This is a genomic window from Dermatophilaceae bacterium Soc4.6 (genome assembly GCA_039889245.1).
Lineage (GTDB): Bacteria > Actinomycetota > Actinomycetes > Actinomycetales > Dermatophilaceae > Lapillicoccus.
On record JAZGVH010000002.1, the window covers coordinates 1,054,449 to 1,075,900 of the forward strand.

At 71.9% G+C, this 21,452-nt stretch carries 23 protein-coding genes; 13 read left to right on the forward strand and 10 right to left on the reverse strand.

The features are described 5' to 3' along the window. Window positions 1-2: 2 nt before the first annotated feature. Window positions 3-431 carry a type VI secretion system tube protein Hcp gene (locus V3N99_04905; GenBank protein MEO3936083.1) on the reverse strand — a complete coding sequence of 143 codons (429 nt, stop codon included), beginning with the start codon at window positions 429-431 and terminating at the stop codon, window positions 3-5. A 10-nt stretch (window positions 432-441) separates the two neighbouring features. Continuing rightward, complete coding sequence (locus V3N99_04910; GenBank protein MEO3936084.1) at window positions 442-1,017, reverse strand: hypothetical protein; 576 nt, start codon at window positions 1,015-1,017, stop codon at window positions 442-444. Between the two features lie 255 nt (window positions 1,018-1,272). Between V3N99_04910 and V3N99_04915 the strand changes: the two genes are divergently transcribed. After that, window positions 1,273-2,157, forward strand: a complete 885-nt coding sequence (locus tag V3N99_04915; protein ID MEO3936085.1) for a sulfurtransferase — start codon at window positions 1,273-1,275, stop codon at window positions 2,155-2,157. A gap of 25 nt (window positions 2,158-2,182) precedes the next feature. Further along, window positions 2,183-2,659: a SufE family protein gene (locus tag V3N99_04920; GenBank protein MEO3936086.1), complete on the forward strand. Its 477-nt coding sequence runs from the start codon at window positions 2,183-2,185 to the stop codon at window positions 2,657-2,659. 303 nt (window positions 2,660-2,962) lie between these two features. Here the strand turns inward: V3N99_04920 and V3N99_04925 are convergent, their stop codons facing one another. From V3N99_04925 to V3N99_04935, 3 genes are all read right to left on the reverse strand, one after another. Continuing rightward, entirely contained in the window at window positions 2,963-4,054 is a 1,092-nt protein-coding gene (locus V3N99_04925) for an IS630 family transposase (GenBank protein ID MEO3936087.1), read from the reverse strand. Window positions 4,055-4,132: 78 nt separating this feature from the next. After that, window positions 4,133-4,978: a tryptophan 2,3-dioxygenase family protein gene (locus V3N99_04930; protein MEO3936088.1), complete on the reverse strand. Its 846-nt coding sequence runs from the start codon at window positions 4,976-4,978 to the stop codon at window positions 4,133-4,135. Between the two features lie 112 nt (window positions 4,979-5,090). Beyond that, window positions 5,091-5,936, reverse strand: a complete 846-nt coding sequence (locus V3N99_04935; protein MEO3936089.1) for an aldo/keto reductase — start codon at window positions 5,934-5,936, stop codon at window positions 5,091-5,093. Between the two features lie 188 nt (window positions 5,937-6,124). On the opposite strand from V3N99_04935, the gene V3N99_04940 reads away from it, so the two are divergent. From V3N99_04940 to V3N99_04950, 3 genes are all read left to right on the forward strand, one after another. After that, window positions 6,125-6,295 (forward strand): hypothetical protein, encoded by a 171-nt coding sequence (locus V3N99_04940; protein MEO3936090.1) that lies wholly within the window; start codon window positions 6,125-6,127, stop codon window positions 6,293-6,295. Between the two features lie 45 nt (window positions 6,296-6,340). Further along, complete coding sequence (locus tag V3N99_04945; protein MEO3936091.1) at window positions 6,341-7,405, forward strand: NYN domain-containing protein; 1,065 nt, start codon at window positions 6,341-6,343, stop codon at window positions 7,403-7,405. Between the two features lie 87 nt (window positions 7,406-7,492). Further along, entirely contained in the window at window positions 7,493-9,292 is a 1,800-nt protein-coding gene (locus V3N99_04950; protein ID MEO3936092.1) for a biotin carboxylase N-terminal domain-containing protein, read from the forward strand. A 71-nt stretch (window positions 9,293-9,363) separates the two neighbouring features. Here the strand turns inward: V3N99_04950 and V3N99_04955 are convergent, their stop codons facing one another. After that, entirely contained in the window at window positions 9,364-9,576 is a 213-nt protein-coding gene (locus V3N99_04955) for a hypothetical protein (GenBank protein MEO3936093.1), read from the reverse strand. 45 nt (window positions 9,577-9,621) lie between these two features. Here V3N99_04955 and V3N99_04960 point away from each other — a divergent pair, with 45 nt between their 5' ends. Beyond that, window positions 9,622-9,873 (forward strand): hypothetical protein, encoded by a 252-nt coding sequence (locus V3N99_04960; GenBank protein ID MEO3936094.1) that lies wholly within the window; start codon window positions 9,622-9,624, stop codon window positions 9,871-9,873. A 46-nt stretch (window positions 9,874-9,919) separates the two neighbouring features. On the opposite strand, the gene V3N99_04965 is transcribed toward V3N99_04960, so the two are convergent. Beyond that, the gene (locus tag V3N99_04965) at window positions 9,920-11,296 is read right to left on the reverse strand and encodes an NAD(P)H-quinone dehydrogenase (protein ID MEO3936095.1); all 1,377 of its coding nucleotides are present in this window, start codon (window positions 11,294-11,296) and stop codon (window positions 9,920-9,922) included. Window positions 11,297-11,434: 138 nt separating this feature from the next. On the opposite strand from V3N99_04965, the gene V3N99_04970 reads away from it, so the two are divergent. The 3 genes from V3N99_04970 to V3N99_04980 all read left to right on the forward strand — a co-directional run bounded on the left by V3N99_04970 (window position 11,435) and on the right by V3N99_04980 (window position 15,315). Next, window positions 11,435-12,265: a purine-nucleoside phosphorylase gene (locus V3N99_04970; protein ID MEO3936096.1), complete on the forward strand. Its 831-nt coding sequence runs from the start codon at window positions 11,435-11,437 to the stop codon at window positions 12,263-12,265. 16 nt (window positions 12,266-12,281) lie between these two features. After that, a complete protein-coding gene (locus V3N99_04975; protein ID MEO3936097.1) occupies window positions 12,282-13,979 on the forward strand; it encodes a phospho-sugar mutase in 1,698 nt (565 codons plus the stop codon). A gap of 607 nt (window positions 13,980-14,586) precedes the next feature. Further along, the gene (locus tag V3N99_04980) at window positions 14,587-15,315 is read left to right on the forward strand and encodes a DsbA family oxidoreductase (protein MEO3936098.1); all 729 of its coding nucleotides are present in this window, start codon (window positions 14,587-14,589) and stop codon (window positions 15,313-15,315) included. Window positions 15,316-15,549: 234 nt separating this feature from the next. Here the strand turns inward: V3N99_04980 and V3N99_04985 are convergent, their stop codons facing one another. From V3N99_04985 to V3N99_04995, 3 genes are all read right to left on the reverse strand, one after another. Then, window positions 15,550-15,945, reverse strand: a complete 396-nt coding sequence (locus tag V3N99_04985) for a hypothetical protein (protein MEO3936099.1) — start codon at window positions 15,943-15,945, stop codon at window positions 15,550-15,552. 220 nt (window positions 15,946-16,165) lie between these two features. Continuing rightward, window positions 16,166-16,534 (reverse strand): PH domain-containing protein, encoded by a 369-nt coding sequence (locus tag V3N99_04990; GenBank protein ID MEO3936100.1) that lies wholly within the window; start codon window positions 16,532-16,534, stop codon window positions 16,166-16,168. Window positions 16,535-16,604: 70 nt separating this feature from the next. After that, the gene (locus V3N99_04995; GenBank protein MEO3936101.1) at window positions 16,605-17,219 is read right to left on the reverse strand and encodes a PH domain-containing protein; all 615 of its coding nucleotides are present in this window, start codon (window positions 17,217-17,219) and stop codon (window positions 16,605-16,607) included. A gap of 189 nt (window positions 17,220-17,408) precedes the next feature. Between V3N99_04995 and deoC the strand changes: the two genes are divergently transcribed. The 4 genes from deoC to V3N99_05015 are packed head-to-tail and all read left to right on the forward strand — an operon-like array spanning window position 17,409 to window position 21,388. Beyond that, window positions 17,409-18,353, forward strand: a complete 945-nt coding sequence (gene deoC, locus V3N99_05000; protein ID MEO3936102.1) for a deoxyribose-phosphate aldolase — start codon at window positions 17,409-17,411, stop codon at window positions 18,351-18,353. Between the two features lie 25 nt (window positions 18,354-18,378). After that, entirely contained in the window at window positions 18,379-19,827 is a 1,449-nt protein-coding gene (locus tag V3N99_05005) for an aldehyde dehydrogenase family protein (GenBank protein ID MEO3936103.1), read from the forward strand. Next, window positions 19,824-20,765, forward strand: a complete 942-nt coding sequence (locus tag V3N99_05010; protein MEO3936104.1) for an aldehyde dehydrogenase family protein — start codon at window positions 19,824-19,826, stop codon at window positions 20,763-20,765. Before V3N99_05005 ends, V3N99_05010 begins: the two co-directional genes overlap by 4 nt. After that, a complete protein-coding gene (locus tag V3N99_05015; GenBank protein ID MEO3936105.1) occupies window positions 20,762-21,388 on the forward strand; it encodes an AAA family ATPase in 627 nt (208 codons plus the stop codon). Before V3N99_05010 ends, V3N99_05015 begins: the two co-directional genes overlap by 4 nt. Window positions 21,389-21,452 lie beyond the last annotated feature (64 nt).

Below are 21,452 nucleotides of genomic sequence, written 5' to 3' on the forward strand. Positions count from 1 at the left end.
CGTCAGGGGGTGCTGGTGACGAGGTTCCAGGTGACGTGCTTGCCTGCGAGCAGGAAGTCGAGCTGGCCGAAGTCGAAGGAGTAGTTGACCGTGAGCCGGTCCTCCCCGCCGGAGCCGCCGAGGCTCACCGAGGTGACGTAGACGGTCGTCATCGTGTAGGTGTCCGTCGGCTGGCTCAGGGTCGACGGGGCCACGGTCAGCACGGCTTTCGTGACGGCCGCGCCGAGGAGCATCTTCTGCGTCAGCACCGCCGTGCCCTGGTCGATGTAGGCCGTGACGCTGAGGTCCTGGATGCTGGGCTTGCCAGCCCCGCCGACCGCCGACGACGGGGAGGACGCCCCCCAGGAGAAGGCGAGGACGTCGATCGAGCCCGGGATCGTCGTCGAGCCTCCGGGGATCCCGGTCAGCTTGAGGCTCATGGTCACGGACACGGTGCGGTCCTTACTGGTCGGGGTTGTGCGGGGTGTCGGGGGTGTCGAGGGCGAGGTCGAAGTGGGCGTGCCCGTCGCCGCCGAGGTCGAGGCGGCGCAGCTCGACGCGGTAGGTGCCGCGGGCCGCGGCGTAGGTGCCGGTGCCACCGACGACCGCATACGTGCCGCGGCCGCGGCGGTCGGTGGTGCCCGTGCCGGCGATGGTCCCGTCAGGCAGCGTCAGCAGGTGCTGCTCGTAGGTCATCGCGGCGCCGAGCTCGGGTGACCGGCCGTGGTCGACGAGCGCGACGACGTCGGCATGGAAGGTGCCGGCGTCACCGGTCGCTGTGGTGACGACTGCGGTGACGACGCAGCGGTCGCCGGCCCGGGGCAGCTCGACGGCGGCCACCGCGTGCCCTTGCGGGCCGGGCACCGTCGCGGGACGGACGTCGAGGCGCCGCAACCCGCGCCCGACCAACGAGATCCGGCGGTGCCCGCTGCCGGACGCGGCCGCCGCGGCTGGCCCGCCCGCTCCCACAGCGGCCGCCGCCAGGGCGGCTCCGGAGGCCACGGTCGACAACACGGAACGGCGGGACCGAGCAGGCATGAGGCTCCTCTGCGAGACGGCGTGGATGGCGGGCACCACCGACGCTAGACCGACGGGCGCGCACCGCATAGGGCCCGGACGCCGGTGCTTTTGCCCACGGCCGCGACGGCTGCCGGGGCTGAGGTGCGGGGGCGCGGCATACGGGACGGGCGTGGGGTGTTGGCCTCGGCAGGAGCCGCCGCGGGCGCCGAAGTCGGGCGTGCGAGGCTGGGACCTGACGACCCGATTGATCCACTGACCTGAAGGTGACCGGCCATGAGCACTGCGAGCAGCGACCCCAAGATCGCCGAGTACGCCCACCCCGAGCGTTTGGTGACGACCGACTGGCTGGCCGAGCAGGTCGCAGCCGGCGCGGTCGGTGCCCCCGGGGGGATCGTGGTGCTGGAGTCCGACGAGGACGTGCTGCTCTACGACACCGGCCACATCCCCGGGGCGCTCAAGATCGACTGGCACACCGACCTCAACGACGACCTCGTGCGCGACTACGTGGGTGGCGAGCAGTTCGCCCGCGTGCTCGGCGAGCGGGGCATCGGCCGCGACACGACCGTGGTCATCTACGGCGACAAGAGCAACTGGTGGGCGGCCTACGCGCTGTGGGTGTTCAGCCTCTTCGGTCACGCCGACGTGCGGCTGCTCGACGGCGGTCGGGCGGCCTGGGTGGCACAGGGTCGCGAGATGACCCGCGAGGTGCCGACGCCCGAGGTGGTCGACTACCCCGTGGTCGAGCGCGACGACGCACCGATCCGCGCCTTCAAGGACGACGTGCTCGCCCACCTCGGTCAGCCGCTGGTCGACGTGCGCTCCCCCGGTGAGTTCTCCGGTGAGCTGCTGCACATGCCCGACTACCCGCAGGAGGGCGCGATGCGCGCCGGGCACATCCCCGGCGCGAAGTCGGTGCCATGGGCGAAGGCAGCCAACGAGGACGGCACCTTCCGGTCCCGCGCCGAGCTCGAGACGCTCTACCAGGACGAGCAGGGCCTGAAGCCGGGCGACGAGGTGGTCGCCTACTGCCGCATCGGTGAGCGGTCGTCGCACACCTGGTTCGTGCTGACCCACCTGCTCGGCTTCGACAAGGTGCGCAACTACGACGGCTCGTGGACCGAGTGGGGCAACGCCGTGCGCGTGCCCGTCGAGAAGTGACCGGTAGGTGAGTGAGGTGACGGATGTGAGCGAGCAGGCCCCGCTACCAACGGCGCTGGCCGAGATCGCGGAGGACTTCGGCGCCGTGACCGCGCGCGACCGGCTCCAGCTCCTGCTGGAGTTCAGCGACGGGCTGCCCGACCTGCCCGCGCGCTACTGCGACCAGCCCGACCGGCTCGAGCGGGTCGACGAGTGCCAGTCGCCGCTGTTCCTCCTGGTCGAGGTCGGCGAGGGCGGGTCCGACGAGGACCGCGTGGTCAACCTGTTCTTCCAGGCGCCGCCCGAGGCACCGACGACGCGCGGCTTCGCGGGCATCCTCCACGAGGGGCTCGACGGGCTGACCGCCGCCGAGGTGCTCGCGGTGCCCGACGACGCTCCGTACCGCTTCGGCCTCGCCGAGGCCGTCTCCCCCCTGCGTCTGCGGGGCATGGTCGCCATGCTCAGCCGGATCAAGCGCCAGGTCCGCCTCAAGTCCGCCGCCTCCGCCGCAGCCACCCCCTGACCGGTGCCGGGACCTGCGGCTCCGCCCACCCGATCCTGCACCACTTCACCTCGTTCACCCAGGCGGCGCAGGAGAACGCCGAGTCTCGGATCTGGATCGGCTTCCACTTCCGCCACGCCACGCAGCTGGGCACAGACGAGGGCTTGAAGATCGGCCGGTGGACGGTGCGGAACCTCCTGCTGCGAGTCCCTGACCGGGACTGACCCCGGCGCCCACCCCCCACCCCCCACCGCCCTGACCGCGTTCCAAACTAGGGAAAACCTTGGTTCTGTGAGTCCGAGGCTCACAGAACCAAGGGTTTCCCTAGTGTCCTGCACCGGAAATGCGTGTGAGAAGTCGTCCGATGGATTCGAGGATCTCTCCGGCGGGTTTGGTCCAGATGAAGGGGCGGGGGTTGTCGTTCCATGCCGTGGCCCAGGCGCGGATGTCGGCCTCGAGGGCGTGGACGGAGGTGTGGCTGCCGCGGCGGATGAGTTCGTCGGTGATGAACCCGAACCAGCGTTCTACCTGGTTGAGCCAGCTGGAGCTGGTGGGGGTGAAGTGCATGTGGAAGCGGGGATGCCGGGCCAGCCAGGCGGTGATGGCTGGTGTCTTGTGGGTGCCGTAGTTGTCACAGACCACGTGCACGTCGAGGTCGTCGGGGATCTCGGTGTCGATCTTGGCCAGGAACTTCTTGAACTCGATCGCCCGGTGGCGTCGGTGGATCGAGGTGATGACGGTGCCGTCGGCGATGTTGAACGCGGCGAACAGGCTGGTCACCCCGTGACGGACGTAGTCGTGGGTGCGGCGCTCGGGCATCCCGGGCATCATCGGCAGCACCGGGCTGCTGCGAGCCAGGGCTTGGACCTGGCTCTTCTCGTCGACGCACAGCACGACCGCGCTCTCCGGCGGGTCGAGGTAGAGGCCGACCACGTCGTAGACCTTTTCCACGAACAACGGGTCCTTGGAGAGCTTGAACCCGTCGACCCGGTGGGGTTTGAGCTCGAAGGCCTTCCAGATCCGCCCGATCGTGGTCTTGGACAGGCCTGAGCGTTGGGCCATCGAGGCCCGCGACCAGTGCGTCGCGTTCGTCGGGGTCGACTCCAACGTGGCGACCACGATCTCCTCCACCTGATCGACGCTGATCGAGGGTGGTCGACCCGGTCGCGGCTCGTCTCCCAGCCCGTCCAGGCGCTCCGCGACGAAACGGCGACGCCACTTCCCGACCGTCGCTTCCGAGCAGTTCAGCTGTGCCGCAACGGTTTTGTTGTTCGCGCCACCCGCACAGGACAGGACGATCTTGGATCGCAACGCCAACGCCTGGGACGACTTCGCCCGCCGTGACCATCGCACCAGCTGCTCACGCTCGTCCTGCGCCAGGGTCAGCTCGGTCATGGGTCGGCCCGTTCTCGCCATGAGAACAAGTCTACTACTTATCTTGCGAATTTCAGGTGCAGGACACTAGTTTGGAGCGCAATAAGGGGTCAGGCGGGGTCAGGTGCCGATGCGGGACCGGACCGCGTAGAGCTCGGGGAAAAAGGTCAGGTCGAGGGCGCGGCGCAGGAAGTCGACCCCGCTGCTGCCGCCGGTGCCGCGCTGGTGGCCGATGGTGCGTTGCACGACCTGTAGGTGGCGAAACCTCCACTGCTGCACCAGGTCCTCGACGTCGACGAGCTCCTCGCAGGTCTCGTAGACCCCCCAGTGGGCTGCGGGGTCGGCGTAGACCGCGCCGAAGACCTCGACCAGCCGCTCGTCCAGCATGTGCGCGAGCGACCGATCCCGGTCGAGCACGGCAGCCGGAACGACGTAACCGCGGCGCGCCAGGAGCGCGAGGAACTCGTCGTAGAGGCTGGGCTCGTGCAGCAGCTGGGTGAGCAGCGCGTGCGCAGACGGGTCGTGATCGAAGACCGTCACCATCTCGGCGTTCTTGTTGCCGAGCAGGAACTCCACCGCGCGGTACTGCCACGACTGGAATCCGCTGCTGGTGGCCAGGAAGGGGCGGATCTGCGCGTACTCGCTCGGGGTGAGGGTGGCCAGCACCGCCCACTGCTCGGTCAGCACCTCGAGGATGCGCTTGACCCGGGCCAGTCGCTTCAGCGCGGGCGGGAGGTCGTCGGACGCGAGCAGATTACGGGCAGAACGCAGCTCGTGAAGCAGCAGCTTCAGCCAGAGCTCTGAGGTCTGGTGCTGCACGATGAAGAGAAGCTCGTCGTGCTGGGGCGGGTCGCTGCGCGGGTGCTGCGACGCCAGCAGCGTGTCGAGGCCGAGGTAGTCGCTGTACGACATGCTCGTGCTGAAGTCGCGCTGCACGGCGGGCTCGATCTCGCACTGGTTGGCCATGCCCCGCAGCCTAGGCCCGCCCCCACTGTGCTCCGAAGTAGGCAAACCCTGCGGTCCGGGCCTCGTGGAGGGCCAGGACGCAGGGTTTCCCTACTTCGGAACGCGGGAGGGGTCAGGCGCCCAGGTTGAACTCGTCGGGGTCGGGCCCGGTGCGGAAGTGCTTGTCCAGCCCCGTGATCTGCTCGACCTCGTCGCTCGTGAGCTCGAAGCCGAAGACGTCGAAGTTCTCGGCGATGCGACTGGGCGTCACCGACTTGGGGATGACGACGCTGCCGATCTGCAGGTGCCAGCGCAGGATGGCCTGGGCCGGGGTCACGTCGTGGGCCGTCGCGATGGCGGCGATCGTCTCGTCGGTGAGCACGTCGCCACCGGACGCCAGCGGGCTCCAGTCCTCGGTGACGATGCCGTGGGCGGCGTGGAAGTCGCGCAGCTCCTGCTGCACCAGGTGCGGGTGCAGCTCGATCTGGTTGATCGAGGGCAGCTCGCCGGTCTCGTCGAGCAGCCGCTGCAGGTGCGGCACCTGGAAGTTGCAGACGCCGATGGCTTTGATGCGGCCCTCGTCGCGCAGCTGCTGCATCGCCTTCCAGGTGTCGACGAAGGCGTCCTTCTTCGGCACCGGCCAGTGGATGAGGTAGAGGTCGAGCGTCTCGAGCCGCAGCTTCGTCATCGACTCGTCGAAGGCGGCGAGCGTGGAGTCGAAGCCCTGCTTGTCGTTCCACAGCTTCGTGGTCACGAAGACCTCGGAGGTCTCGACGTCGCTCTCGGCGAGGGCCTGGCCGACCTCGGCCTCGTTCTGGTAGGCCGCGGCGGTGTCGATGTGCCGGTAACCGACCTTGAGCGCCTCGGTGACGGCGGGGACGGCGTCACCGGTGTCGACCTGCCACACGCCGAAGCCGAGCTGCGGGATGTCGAGCGTGCCGGTGGGGGTCTTGAGCGGGACGGTGGGGACTGAAGTCATTACTTCACCGTATGCCGCTGACGCCCGCGCGTCGGCAGCGACCGCCTCACGAGACGACGGGAAATTTCCTCACCCCTGGGTGCGTTCAACGCCCCACACCGAGCAGGCTCAGTCGGACCGGAAACCCCGCAGCAGCGCGGCCACCACGGGCTCGAGCTGGTCGCGCAACCACTCGCCCGCTCCCGCCGGTGCCGCCCCCAGCTCGGGCGCGCATCACCGGCATCGACACCGCGGCGGCCGTAGCCAACGCCGTCTTCGACGCGACCGGGGTGCGGGTCACCGACCTGCCGATCACCCTCGACAAGGTGCACCCGGCGGCCCGGCGCGCGCCGGCCCAGCCGGCCGGTGGACCGGGGTAGCGCCAGATCCCCTCGCCAGCGCGCCCGACATGGCAGTGTGTGGCAATGAGGTCCCACTGCGCCATCTACGTCGACGTGGGCTATCTCGTGGCCTCGCTCGCGACGCGAGTGACCGGCACGTCGTTGCGCAGTGCGGTGGTCGTCTCCTATCCCGACCTCGTGCCCGGTCTCATCGCCCAGGCGGAGCGGCTGAGCGGTCTGCCGGTGCTGCGCATCCACTGGTACGACGCCGGCCTGCGCGGCTCGGGCGGGCCCAGCCCCGAGCAGAACGCGATCGGCATGCTGCCCCGGGTCAAGCTGCGGCTGGGTCGCACCTCGCCCAACGGCGACCAGAAGGGCGTCGACCTGCGCATCGGGCTGGACCTCGCCTCGCACAGCCGCGGGCGGGTCGTCGACGTCGCCTATCTCGTCTCCGGCGACGACGACCTCACCGAGGCCGTCGAGGAGGCGCAGTCGCACGGTGTGCAGGTCGTCGTGCTCGCGGTCCCGGACGCGAACGGGCGCCCCCACGGGGTCTCGCACCACCTGATCCGCGAGTCCGACGGCATCGACATCGTCGACGCCGCCCTGCTCGACGCGACGGTGCACGTGCGCCGACGGGCCGAGGAGCCAGGGGAGGCCCCGGGGATGCCCGGAGGCAGCGGCGACCAGGTCTCGGCACCGGTGGCCGACGGCGGCGCCGACCCCGCGCCGTCCCGCCCCACCCCGGCCCCCGCGCCACCCGGGTCGCCGGTGCCGTCGCCGGCCGACCTGGCGCGGCCGCGACCCCGGACGCCGGTGGTGCCTGCGGCGTCAGCGGCGCCGGAGCGTCCGCCGGTCGTCTACTCCAGCTCCAGCAACGGCTCGTCGGGCTACCTGCTCGGCCCTCCGGCTCACGACCCCGAGGTCGTGGAGTCGGTGTGCCGCAAGGTCGTCGGCACCTGGGCCGCCACGGCGAGCGCCGACGACCGCCGGCGCCTGCTCGACGGACGGCCCTTCATCCCGCCCGACCTCGACCGCACGCTGCTTACCGACCTCTCGGCGCGAATCGGCGAGTACGACGTGCCCGACGAGGCCCGCAGCGCGCTGCGGGAAGGGTTCTGGGTGGTCGTGACCGAGGTCCTCGCCTGAGTGCGTGACGGGGGTGTGACGAGGCTCGCGCCTGGCCCGACCGGGCTCGACTCCGCCGCCGGCCCACTCGACGCTAGAGTCCGGAGCATGTCGCAGATCTCGAAGGTGCTGATCGCCAACCGAGGCGAAATCGCTGTCCGTGTGGCCCGCGCGTGCAAGGACGCGGGTTACGCATCGGTGGCCGTCTACGCCGAGCCCGACCGCGACGCGCTCCACGTCCGCGAGGCCGACGAGGCCTTCAGCCTGGGGGGCAGCACCCCCGGCGACAGCTATCTCGTGCAGGAGAAGCTGCTCGACGTCGCCAGGCGCTCGGGCGCCGACGCGGTGCACCCGGGCTACGGGTTCCTCTCGGAGAACGCCTCCTTCGCCCAGGCCGTCGTCGACGCCGGGCTGATCTGGATCGGCCCGGGCGCCGGCGCGATCGACTCGCTCGGCGACAAGGTCAAGGCGCGCCACATCGCCACCAAGGCCGGGGCCCCGCTGGTGCCGGGCACCAAGGAGCCCGTCGAGGGCTCCGACGAGATCATCGCCTTCGCGCAGGAGCACGGTCTGCCGGTCGCGATCAAGGCGGCCTACGGTGGCGGCGGGCGCGGCCTCAAGGTCGCTCGCACCATGGACGAGATCCCCGAGCTCTTCGACTCGGCCGTGCGCGAGGCGATCAGCGCCTTCGGGCGTGGCGAGTGCTTCGTCGAGAGCTTCCTCGACCACCCGCGGCACGTCGAGACCCAGTGCCTCGCCGACACGCACGGCAACGTCGTCGTCGTCTCGACCCGTGACTGCTCGCTCCAGCGCCGCAACCAGAAGCTCGTCGAGGAGGCGCCGGCGCCGTTCCTCACCGACGCGCAGAACGCCGAGCTGGTCAAGGCGAGCAAGGACATCCTCACCGAGGCGGGCTACGTCGGTGCGGGCACCTGCGAGTTCCTCATCGGGGTCGACGGGCGCATCTCGTTCCTCGAGGTCAACACCCGGCTGCAGGTCGAGCACCCGGTCTCGGAGGAGGTCACCGGCATCGACCTCGTGCGCGAGCAGTTCCGCATCGCCAACGGCGAGGCGCTCGGCTACGACGACCCGACGCCGCATGCGCACTCGATCGAGTTCCGCATCAACGGCGAGGACGCCGGGCGCGGCTTCCTGCCCGCCCCGGGCACCGTCTCGCGCTACGTGCAGCCGTCCGGCCCCGGCGTGCGCGTCGACTCCGGTGTCGTGTCGGGCGACGTCATCGGTGGCGCGTTCGACTCGATGCTGGCCAAGCTCGTCGTCACGGGCGCCACGCGCCAGCAGGCGATCGAGCGGGCCCGACGGGCACTCGACGAGTTCGTCGTCGAGGGCATGCCCACCGTGCTGCCCTTCCACCGCGTCGTCGTGCGCGACCCGGCCTTCGCACCGGCCGACCCCGACGAGCCCTTCACGATCCACACGCGGTGGATCGAGACCGAGTTCGACAACCAGATCGAGGCGTATGCCGGGGGGGCTGCTCCCGCAGCCGAGGCCGACGAGCGCCAGACCGTCGTCGTCGAGGTCGGCGGCCGCCGTCTCGAGGTGTCCCTGCCGGGCGGCCTGTCGCTCACTGGCGGCGCCAGCGGTGGCAGCTCGGGCGCCCGGAAGAAGGCGCCGCGCCGCGCGGGCGGGTCAGGCTCGTCGGCCGCCGCCTCCGGTGACGCGCTCACCGCACCGATGCAGGGCACCGTCGTGAAGATCGCCGTCGCCGAGGGCGACACGGTGCAGGAGGGCCAGACCGTCGTCGTGATCGAGGCGATGAAGATGGAGCAGCCCATCAACGCCCACAAGGCCGGAATCGTCACCGGACTCAGCGCCGAGGTCGGCGCCACCGTCACCAGCGGCGCCGTGATCGCCGAGATCAAGGACGCGGCCCCCGTCGACGCCTGACCCTCGTTGCGTCCGCTTCGAGGTGGGTCAGAACCCTCCTCGCAGCGGACGCAGGGGGTCGCGTGAGGCGCTCAGCCCTGCGGGTCGGGGGCGTCCGGGCGCGCCGGGTAGCCGAGCAGGAAGTCGCGCACCCGGTCGAACGGGGGTGCCGCGGGCTCTTCCGGCGGGTCGGCTTCTTCCGGCGGGTCGGCTTCTTCCGGCGGGTCGGGCAGGTCAGGTTGGGCCCGCAGGTCGGGTGGGCTGGAGGCGGGGACGTCAGGACCGGTCGCAGGCTCCGTGCTCATCCCCGCACCGTACTCACCCGCGGTTCCCTGCCTACACTCCTGACCATGACCGCCGCCGCCCTGCTGCCGACGGCGACCACCGCGTCGTCCGGCTTCAACTGGGGTGGGCTCGTCGTCCTGGTCGCCCTCGTGGCCGTGGCGTGGCCGCTGTGGCGTCGGCTGCGCTCCAGCCTCTCCCGCCAGCGGCGCGAGCGATGGGCCCGTGAGGAGGGCTGGGCCGACCGGACCGAGTTCACCCCCGACAACGACCCCGACCTGCGGCGTCAGCCGCCCGGCGACCCACCGACCGGGCCCTGAGCGCGCCAACCCGGCGGACGGCACTCCGTACCGGAGGGTCGGGTGGTCAGTGGAGGCGGCGCGCCGCCTCGGCGATCGAGCCGCTCATCGACGGGTAGACCGTGAAGGTCGAGGCGACCTGGTCGACGTTGAGGTGGTTCTGCACCGCGATGGCGATGGGGTAGATCAGCTCGGAGGCGCGGGGCGCGACCACGACCCCGCCGACGACCATGCCGCTGCCCTTGCTCGAGAAGACCTTGACGAAGCCGTCCTCGAAGGAGTCCATCTTGGCCCGCGCGTTGGTCGACAGCGGCATCGTGTTGACCACCACGTCGGTCGCGCCCTCGTCGATCTGCTGCTGGCTGATGCCGACGGTGGCGATCTCGGGCGAGGTGAAGATGTTGGCCGACACGTGGCTGAGGCGCAGCGGGGCGACGGCGTCTCCGAGGGCGTGCCACATCGCGATGCGGCCCTGCATCGCCGCGACCGAGGCGAGCGGCAGGACCCCGGTGCAGTCGCCGGCGGCGTAGACCCCGCGCACCGACGTGCGCGAGACGGTGTCGACCTCGACGTGGCCCGACGGGCTGAGCTCGACGCCCGCCTCCTCCAGACCGAGGCCGGCGGTCTGCGGCACGGAGCCGACGGCGAGCAGGGCGTGGGAGCCGTCGACCGTGCGGCCGTCCTCGAGGGTGACCCGCACCCCGTCGTGGGTGCGCTCGACCGAGGCCATCCGCGAGCGCCCGAGCACGGTCATCCCGTCGCGGCGGAAGACGTCCTCGATGACGCCGGCGGCGTCGGCGTCCTCCCCCGGGAGCACCCGGTCGCGCGAGGAGACCAACGTGACCGGCACGCCGAGCCCGGTGTAGGCATGGGCGAGCTCGGCGCCCGTGACGCCGGAGCCGACGACGACGAGGTGGCGCGGCAGCTCGGTGAGGGTGTAGATCTGCTGCCAGGTGAGGATGCGCTCACCGTCGGGCTGGGCGCTCGCCATCACCCGCGGCGTGGCGCCGGTGGCGACGAGCACGACGTCGGCGGCGATGTCCTCCGTGGTGCCGTCGGCGGACTGCGCCCGCACCCGGCCGGGCTCCAGGAGGGTCGCGCTGCCGGTGACGATGCGCACCCCGTCGGCGGCGAGCTTGCGGTGGATGTCACCGCTCTGGCTGCTGGCGAGAGCGAGGATGCGGTGGTTGACGGCGCGCAGGTCGACCCGGGCCTCGGCGGCGTCGCGCACGCCGAGGGCGTCACCGGTGCGCAGCCCACCCATGAAGGCCGCGGTCGAGACAAGCGCCTTGCTCGGCACGCAGTCGGTGAGCACGCACGCACCGCCGAGCCCGTCCCGGTCGACCACGGTGACCTGCCCACCGGCGCGGGCGGCGACCAGCGCGGCCTCATAGCCCCCGGGACCTCCGCCGAGGATGACGACCGTCGAACTGTGTGAGCTCACCCATCCATCCAACCACCGCCGGCCGAGGAGCCGGTCACGCGGTGGGGCGGGGCGGGCGGGTCCACTTGACGCACCAGCCCCGCCCCCACCAGCCCGTATGCCGTTCCGCGCGCGCCGCCCCGACTAGAGTCGCCTCCCGTGAGCACCCCCGACCTCGACGACCCGGCGACCGACCCCTTCACCGTCGCTGCCGCCGCCGCCGCCGTCATCGCCGAGCGGACGGGCGCAGCCAGCCACGACGTCGCCCTCGTGCTGGGCTCCGGCTGGGGCCAGACCGCGGACCGCATCGGTGCGACCCTCGCGACCGTGCCCAACGACGAGGTGCCGGGCTTCCGCAAGGCGGCCGTCGCCGGGCACTCCGGCGAGATGCGCTCGGTCGCGATCGGCGACACCGGCAAGCGCGCGCTCGTGTTCGGCACCCGCACGCACTACTACGAGGGCCGCGGGGTGCGGGCGGTCGTGCACGCGGTGCGCACGGCGAAGGCCGCCGGCTGCTCCACCGTGGTGCTCACCAACGGCTGCGGCGGCCTCAACCCGGCCTGGGGCCCGGGCACCCCGGTGCTGATCAGCGACCACCTCAACCTGACGGCGACCTCGCCGCTCGAGGGCGCGACCTTCGTCGACCTCACCGACCTCTACTCCCCGCGGCTGCGGGCGATCGCGCACGAGGTCGACCCGAGCCTCGACGAGGGGGTCTACGCGCAGTTCTGCGGGCCGCACTACGAGACCCCGGCCGAGGTGCGCATGGCCGGCGTGCTCGGCGCCGACCTGGTCGGCATGTCGACGACCCTCGAGGCCATCGCCGCCCGCCACGCCGGTCTCGAGGTGCTCGGCATCTCGCTGGTCACCAACCTCGCGGCCGGCATCTCCGACCAGCCCCTGTCGCACGCCGAGGTCCTCGAGGCCGGGCAGGCCGCCGCCGAGCGCTGCGGAGACCTGCTGGCGCAGGTCGTCCTGCGCCTCGTCTGATCCAGGAGCCCCCCGCATGCCGTCCACCCCCGACCTCAGCGACCTGCTGCACCGCGCCCGCGCCTGGATCGACGACGACCCTGACCCGGCCACCAGGGCCGAGCTGAGCGACGTGCTGAGCAACGCCGGGACCGGCGACGCGGCCGCCGCCGCCGACCTCGCTGATCGTTTCTCAGGAATGCTCGAGTTCGGGACCGCAGGCCTGCGAGGCGCGCTCGGTGCCGGACCCAACCGGATGAACCGCGCGGTCGTCCTGCGCGCGGCCTCGGGCCTCGTGTCGTGGCTCCAGGCCGAGGGTGGCATGGCGGAGCCGATGGTGGTGGTCGGCTACGACGCGCGCCACAGCTCCGACGTCTTCGCCCGTGACACCGCGGCGGTCGTCGTCGCGGCCGGCGGGCGGGCCGACGTGCTCCCCCACCCCTTGCCGACACCCCTGCTGGCCTTCGCCATCCGCCACCTCGGCGCCGACGCCGGCGTCATGGTCACGGCCAGCCACAACCCGGCGCAGGACAACGGCTACAAGGTCTACCTCGGCGACGGCAGCCAGATCGTGCCGCCCGTCGACGCCCAGATCGCCGCGCACATCGACGTGATCGAGATGACTGCCGACATCGCCCTCACCGACGACGGGTGGGACACCCTGGGCGACGACGTCGTCGACGACTACCTCGATGCCGTGTGCCGCGTCGTCTCCCTCGACTCCCCCCGCGACCTCACGCTCGTCCACACGTCACTGCACGGAGTGGGCAACGACGTCGTGCTGGCCGCGTTCGAGCGCGCCGGTTTTCCTGTGCCGCAGGCGGTCTCGAGCCAGGCCGAGCCCGACCCCGACTTCCCGACCGTGGCCTTCCCCAACCCCGAGGAGCCGGGTGCGATCGACGCCGCACTGGCCTTGGCCCGCGAGGTCTCACCCGACCTGGTCATCGCCAACGACCCCGACGCAGACCGCTGTGCGGCAGCGGTGTTCGACCCTTCGGTCGGTGACTGGCGGATGCTGCGCGGTGACGAGGTCGGCGCCCTGCTCGGCGCCCACCTGCTCGCCCGGGGCATCCCCGAGGGCGGGGTGCTCGCCAACTCGATCGTCTCCTCCCGCCTCCTCGCCGCGATGGCCGCCACCGCTGGCGTCGCCCACGAGGAGACCCTCACCGGCTTCAAGTGGATCGCCCGCGTGCCCGGGCTGGCCTACGGCTACGAGGAGGCGCTCGGCTACTGCGTCGCCCCCGACACGGTGCGCGACAAGGACGGCGTCAGCGCCGCCCTCCTGCTGGCCGAGCAGGCCGCGACCCTCAAGGCGCACGGCCGCACCCTGCTCGACGTGCTCGACGACCTCGCGGTGGCGCACGGCGTGCACGCCACCGACTCGTTCTCGGTGCGGGTCACCGACCTCGCGCAGACCGACGAGCTGATGGGGCGGCTGCGGGCCGCGCCGCCCACCGAGGTCGGCGACTCCCCCGTCACCCAGGTCGACGACCTCGCCCGCGGCGACGGCGGGCTGCCGCCCACCGACGGCCTGCGCTGGTGGCTCGCCGACGGCTCCCGCGTCATCGTGCGCCCCTCCGGCACGGAGCCGAAGGTCAAGGTCTACCTCGAGTGCGTCGAAGCCGTCGACCTCCGTCCTGCTGACCGCGCAACGGCCCTCGCCGCAGCACGGCGTACGGCATCAGACCGGCTCGCCGCAGTGCGCGGGGTGCTGGAGGGACTGGTCGAGTCCTGACCCCCCGGACGCGGCCCCGAACCACGTCGGCAGGTGGCAGAGCAGGTCGTCCTGGTCTTCGCCGGCCCAGACGACGTCCGTCCGGGCGTCGCAGGACCGCGGGCGGGTCCAGCTCACCGCTCACGTCGACGACGAGGTCGACCCGACCCGTCCAGGCGGTCACGGACAGCTCGCCGGTCTGGTCGAGCAGGAGCCCGCAGCCTGCGCGACCGAGCTCGTAGAGGCGTCCCCGAGACAGGGGGAGGTCACGCAACCGTCTGCCGAGCAGCGCGGGAGCGTCGCCGACGTCGTAGCGGACCCCGATCCCGGTGATCTTCTCGGCCAGGAGACGACTGACGTCCTCGAGGTCCATCAGCTCGGTCAGCAGCCGGCGCACGGCCTGCGGACCGGGCCCGCGCGCGAGCAGCTCGCTCGGGACACGGGTGAGGCTGAGCACGTCAGCATCAGCCCGGTGGGGCCTCCGCCACTGATGATCACGTCGACCACGAGGCCCCCCGTTCTCGTAGGCCGCACGACCGGCAGCCGCCGACCGACCACTGTCCTCCAGCCAGGAACCCTGACGCATCGGAATGGCCGGGTGTCCTGCGCGGTTGCACCGCTCGTGACGATGACTGTGGAGATCTGGTCCGACGTGGTGTGCCCCTGGTGCTACATCGGCAAGCGCCGCTTCGAGGGCGCGTTGGCGCGCTTCGACCATCGTGACGACATCGAGCTGGTGTGGCGCAGCTTCGAGCTCGACCCGTCGGCTGCGCCGAGTGGGTCGGAGCCGGGTCGTTACGTCGAGCGGCTCGCCTCGAAGTACGGGATGCCCCTGGCGCAGGCGCAGGAGGCGATCGACGGGATGACGCAGACCGCGGCCGCCGAGGGCCTCGACTTCCACTTCGAGCTGGCCCGCCCCGGCAACACCTTCGACGCCCACCGCCTGCTCCACCTCGCGCGAGAGCACGGGGTGCAGGACGCGCTCAAGGAGCGCCTCGACCACGCCACCTTCACCCAGGGGTCGCCGCCGTCCGACCACGCGGCTCTGACCGCGCACGCCGTCGAGATCGGCCTGCCCGCCGACGAGGTCGCTGCCGTCCTCTCCTCCGACCGGTATGCCGACGCGGTCCGCGCCGACGAGGCGCAGGCGCGGGCCTACGGCATCAACGGTGTGCCGTTCTTCGTGATCGACGGGAAGTACGGCATCTCGGGGGCGCAGTCGTCCGACGTCGTGCTCGACGCCCTCGACCGCGCGTGGGTGGAGCGCTCGCCCCTGACCGTGCTGGCCGGGTCTGCGGTGACCGCAGGTGGGTCGTCCGACGCCGGGGCCTGCGACGGGGACTCCTGCGCCGTCTAGGGGCGGACGACGTCGTCCCAGGTTGGACAGAACTCGAAGATCTTCGACTTGTGGCGAGCGATCTGGGCCACAACCGGGATGAAGCACCCCGGCGCAGCGCACAGGGACACCAGAACGGTGAAGGTAGTCGTGGACGCGACCGGTGGGGGTGGGGGGCCGGACACCAGCAGGTTCGTCCGCGGCCTCCGGCTGGGTCGGCGCTTCGGTGCGCGGGGTCCCACGGTCATGCCCTGGTCATGCCCCCAGCCAGGTGACTCGCACGAAGTCCATCCCGATCGAGCTCCCGTGGTCGTTCACGCCGTGGTCGACGACGTCGCGGCTGGCCGGGTTCGGCGTGGTCGTCACCAGGGTCACCGTGTGCGGGCCTGCGGTCAGCGGCATCCCGGCCAGGAACGACTCCGTGTGCGTGGCGACCGGCTGGTAGAGATCCACGACCAGCGGCTCACCCGTGCTGTGCCCCGCCGGGTACGACGTCGACCACACCGGGACGAACGCCCCGATCGTGGCGACGACACCGGAGTCCTGGGTGCCCGCTGGGTCGTCGAGCACGAGCCGCTGCTCCTGCACCACGACCGTCCGGCCCGGTGCCGGGGCGCTGGTGAAGGACGCCCGCACGGCGGGATCTCCCACGAGCTGGCGTAGAGACCGTGACCGCAGTCCGTGCCGGTCACGGTGGGGACGACCAGCAGGGGCCCGGTGGCCGCCGGCGCACCGGTCGCTCCTGAACCACGCCATGGTCACTTCCCCCTCGATCCCCTGAGCGGTCACCCAACACCCGCCGCTCATCGGCGGTCGTCAACCAGGCCACCGGCAGGCTACGGGCCGGGCCGCCCTCACCGCAGCCGTTTGCTCAGCCGTGCACGAGGTGCGTCAGCACGACGTCGTGCGTGTGCCGCGCCTGCTCCTCACCCCGGAACTGGATCTCGAAGGCCTGGCCGGGCACCTGGATCGAGACGACCGAGCTCGACGCCGCCCTGAGCGCGGTGGCCCGGTCGAGGATGAACGAGACGCTCTGGATGCGGCTGTAGGGCAGGCTCGTGATGCCCGACTTGCCACCGACGAACGTGTTGTCCTGCACGATGACCCGCCGGTCGGTCAGGCCCACCATCCCGGTGCTGCCACCCGACCCGTCGTAGACGGCGAGGATCAGCTCGCCGGGCAGGAGGACGAGCTGGATCCTGGCCAGCTGGTCCGGGTTGTCATGGGGCGTCTTCGACATGCCCACCATTCTGTCCGAGACCGGGCGATATGGGGCCCATGCAGGGCACCAACACCGGTGTCGACAGAGATCAGGCCACCAGGGCGACCACGAGCACCGCCAACGGCACCGCGAGCAGCGCGAGGTCGACCCAGTCCCACGACCGCTCGACCTCCCCCTCGGCGGAGACCTCCGGCCGCCGATCGAGCACCATCTCGGTCCACTCCTGCCGGGCCACCTCGACCGACTGGGCAGCCGTGTGGACGGTCACGCCCTTCGAGGGCGGGGGCGCCGTGTCGGCGCCGGCCAGCCGGCTGTTGACCATGCTGAGCAGACCCGAGCCGCGCGGTCGCTCGACGTGCGACGCGATCGCCCACGCCGCGGTGCGTCGCTCCCCGTGGTAGATCTCGAGGTTCCACCGCGTGCCCACGTCGGCAACCTGTGCCCACGGCACCACGGTGCGGCGCAGCGGGTTGTTGACGTGCAGACCGTGCAGGCTGATGACCAGGGCGGGCCGGACGAAGAAGACCCAGCCGCCGCTGCCGACGAGGGCCATCGCGGCGATGAAGACCGCCGATGGCTCGCCCCCCACGAGCGACCACAGCGCGAGGCCGTAGCCGCACACCATCGCGACCACGCCGAGCACGATCGAACCGCGCTGACGCAGCGTGCGCAGTGCGTGCGTCGAGGCGGTGTTGCTGGCCATTCGGGTCGCTCCAGGAGGGTCTGTGCTCTGTGGTTCTCGGCGGCGCGCAGCCGCTTCTCGACGGAGGCGTCGGTCCGGCCATCGTCTCACGCGCCATAGACTCACCCGGTGACCACCACCGTCAAGGGCAACGTCGAGGACGACGCCCCGGCTCCCGCCCGGGGTGACGCCACCGCCACTGCGCGCGAGGTGCTCGGTGTCTCGAGGCTCACCGGGGCCGCGCTCACCAGCTGGCTCCACGGCCTGCCCGGGGTCGACCAGGTCGGGTGCGAGGCCCGCGCGGCTGGTCTCGGCACCCGCTCGCTGAAGACCACCGCCAAGGCCTGGGCCATCGACACCGCCATCTCGATGATCGACCTGACCACCCTCGAGGGCAACGACACCCACGGCAAGGTGCGCTCGCTGTGTGCCAAGGCCCTCGTGCCCGATCCGGGCGACCGCGCCACCCCGCACCCTGCCGCCGTCTGCGTCTACGGCGACATGGTCGCCACCGCGCGAGCGGCCCTGGGAGACAGCGGCATACACGTCGCCGCCGTCGCGACCGCCTTCCCCTCGGGCCGGGCCAGCATGCCGGTCAAGCTCGCCGACACCCGCGACGCCGTGCGCGCGGGAGCCGACGAGATCGACATGGTGATCGACCGTGGGGCGTTCCTCTCGGGGCGTTACCTCGAGGTCTTCCACGAGATCGTCGCCGTCAAGGCGGCCTGCGTGCGCGACGACGGCACGTCGGCCCACCTCAAGGTGATCCTCGAGACCGGCGAGCTCGTGACCTACGACAACGTGCGACGGGCCTCCTACCTGGCCATGCTCGCGGGTGGCGACTTCATCAAGACGTCGACGGGCAAGATCGCCCCGGCCGCCACCCTGCCGGTCGTGCTGGTGATGCTCGAGGCCGTGCGCGACTGGCGCGACCTCACCGGCACGCAGGTCGGCGTCAAGCCGGCCGGCGGCATCCGCACCACGAAGGACGCGATGAAGCACCTCGTCCTGGTCAGCGAGATCGCCGGCGACGACTGGCTCGATCCCGCCTGGTTCCGCTTCGGCGCCTCCGGCCTGCTCACCGACCTGCTCCGGCAGCGACAGAAGCTCACCACCGGGGTCTACGCCGGCACCGACGACGTGTCGACCGACTGACCGACGCTAGGACGCAAGGGACACCATGGGCAAGCTCGAGTACGCACCGGCACCGGAGTCGCGTGCCGTCGTCGACCTGCAGGCCTCCTACGGGCTCTTCATCGGCGGCGTCTTCGTCGAGGGCCAGGGCGGCGGCAGCTTCAGCACCGTCAACCCCGCCACCGAGGAGGTGCTGGCCGAGGTCACCGACGCCGGCGCCGCCGACGTCGACCGGGCCGTGCGCGCCGCGCGGGCGGCCTACCGCGGGGTGTGGGGCCGGATGTCGGGCGCCGACCGCGGCAAGTACCTCTTCCGCATCGCCCGCCTGATCCAGGAGCGGTCCCGCGAGCTCGCGGTGCTCGAGACCCTCGACAACGGCAAGCCCATCAAGGAGTCACGCGACGTCGACGTGCCCCTGGCCGCCGCGCACTTCTTCTACCACGCGGGGTGGGCCGACAAGCTGGGCTACGCAGGGCTGGGCCCGGACCCCCGCCCGGTCGGTGTCGTCGGGCAGGTCATCCCGTGGAACTTCCCGCTGCTGATGCTCGCGTGGAAGATCGCACCTGCGCTCGCGTGCGGCAACACCGTCGTCCTCAAGCCGGCCGAGACCACCCCGCTGACCGCCCTGCTCTTCGCCGAGATCTGCCAGCAGGCCGACCTGCCAGCGGGAGTCGTCAACATCGTCACCGGCGCGGGGACCACGGGCCAGGCCCTCGTCGAGCACCCCGGCGTCGACAAGGTCGCCTTCACCGGCTCGACCGCGGTGGGCCGACAGATCGCCCGCTCGATCGCCGGCACCCGCAAGCGGGCCACCCTCGAGCTCGGTGGCAAGGCCGCCAACATCGTCTACGACGACGCCCCGATCGACGAGGCCGTCGAGGGCATCGTCACCGGCATCTTCTTCAACCAGGGTCACGTCTGCTGCGCCGGGTCGCGGCTGCTGGTGCAGGAGTCGGTCGCGGACGAGGTCGTCCGCCGTCTCAAGCGGCGGCTGCAGACCCTGCGCGTCGGCGACCCGCTCGACAAGAACACCGACCTCGGCGCGATCAACTCCGCCGCCCAGCTGGCGCGCATCCGCGAGCTCTCCGACATCGGCGAGCGCGAGGGGGCCGAGCGCTGGAGCCCCGAGTGCGAGCTACCCGAGCGCGGGTTCTGGTTCCCCCCCACAGTGTTCACCGGTGTCGCCCAGGCGCACACCATCGCCCAGCAGGAGGTCTTCGGGCCCGTGCTGTCGGTGCTCACCTTCCGCACCCCGCAGGAGGCGGTGGCCAAGGCCAACAACACCCCCTACGGACTGTCGGCGGGGGTGTGGAGCGAGAAGGGGTCACGCATCCTCTGGACCGCCGACCAGCTGCGCGCCGGTGTCGTCTGGGCCAACACCTTCAACCGCTTCGACCCGACGTCACCCTTCGGCGGCTACAAGGAGTCGGGCTACGGCCGCGAGGGCGGCCGTCACGGGCTCGAGGGCTACGTCACGACCGGAGACCAGGCATGAGTGTCACCCCCACCAAGACCGTTGCACGACAGGCAGACTCGCGCCTCGACGTACGCAAGACCTACAAGCTCTACATCGGTGGGGCCTTCCCGAGGAGCGAGTCGGGCCGCTCGTATGCCGTCCACTCGGCGCCCGCAGGCCGCCGCGCCCCCCACTTCCTCGCCCACGCCGCGCAGGGCTCGCGCAAGGACGTCCGCGACGCGGTCGTCGCCGCCCGGGGCGCCTTCGCCGGCTGGGCCGGCGCCTCGGCCTACAACCGCGGGCAGGTGCTCTACCGCGTCGCCGAGGTGATGGAGGGGCGGGCCGACCAGCTCGCCGTCGAGGTCGCCGCCGCCGAGGGCCTCACCCCGGCGCGGGCCCGCGCCGTCGTCTCCGCCGCCGTCGACCGCTGGGTCTGGTATGCCGGGTGGACCGACAAGCTGGCCCAGGTGCTCGGTGGCCTCAACCCCGTGGCGGGTCCCTACTTCGACATCAGCGCTCCCGAGCCCACCGGGGTCGTGGGCGTCCTCGCGCCGCAGGGCTCCTCGCTCCTCGGGCTTGTCAGCGTCGTGGCGCCGGCCATCTGCTCGGGCAACACCGTCGTCGTCGCCACCAGCGAGGAGCGTCCGCTCCCTGCGGTCACCCTCGCGGAGTGCCTCGCCACCAGCGACGTGCCCGGCGGCGTGGTCAACCTCGTCACCGGCCGCACCGCCGAGCTGGCCCCCACCCTGGCCTCGCACCGTGACGTCAACGCGATCGACCTGGCCGGGGCAGCCGACGCGGCCGGGGTGACGTGGGGCGACCTCGAGGCCGCAGCCGCCGACAACCTCAAGCGCGTACTGCGCCCGGCCGGCACCGGAGCGGCCGCGCTCGAGCCCGACTGGGCCGACGACCCGGGGCTGTCACGGGTGCGCGCCTTCCTCGAGACGAAGACCGTCTGGCACCCCAAGGGCCGGTGACGGTGACCGCGCGGGTCGTCGTGCTCGCCGGCCCCTCCGGCGCGGGCAAGTCCCGTCTCGCCGCACGCCTGCTCGAGGCCCACGGGTGGCCGATCGTGCGGCTGGACGACTTCTACCGCGACGGCGACGACCCGGCCCTGCCCGTCGTCGACCTCGGCGGCGGCGCCCGGCTCGTCGACTGGGACGACCCCGCCTCCTGGGACGGCGAGGCCGCCGTCCGCGCGCTGCAGCAGCTGGTCGAGACGGGTGAGGCGGCGGTGCCGTCCTACGACATCGCCACCTCCCGCCGGGTCGGTGGCGGCACGGTGCGACTGCCGCCGGGCGCCCTCGTCGTCGCGGAGGGCATCTTCGCCGCCGAGGCGATCGCGCCGCTGCGGGAGGCGGGGCTGCTGCACACGGCATGGTGCGTGCGTCGGGGGCGATGGGTGACCTTCGTGCTGCGGCTGGTCCGTGACCTCTCAGAGCGGCGCAAGGCCCCCCACGTGCTCGTGCGTCGGGGCCTCGCCCTGTGTCGGGCCGAGCCCGCGGTCGTGGCCCGCATGGAGTCGCTCGGCGCCGTCTGCGCCACCCCGCACGAGACGCAGGCGGCCCTCCTGCCCGCCGCGTCGGGCGCCCGTGCCTGACGCTGCGGGCCTCCGACCGGCCGGTGTCGGTGGGCGCTGATACCTTGACGGCGTGGCGGGGGCA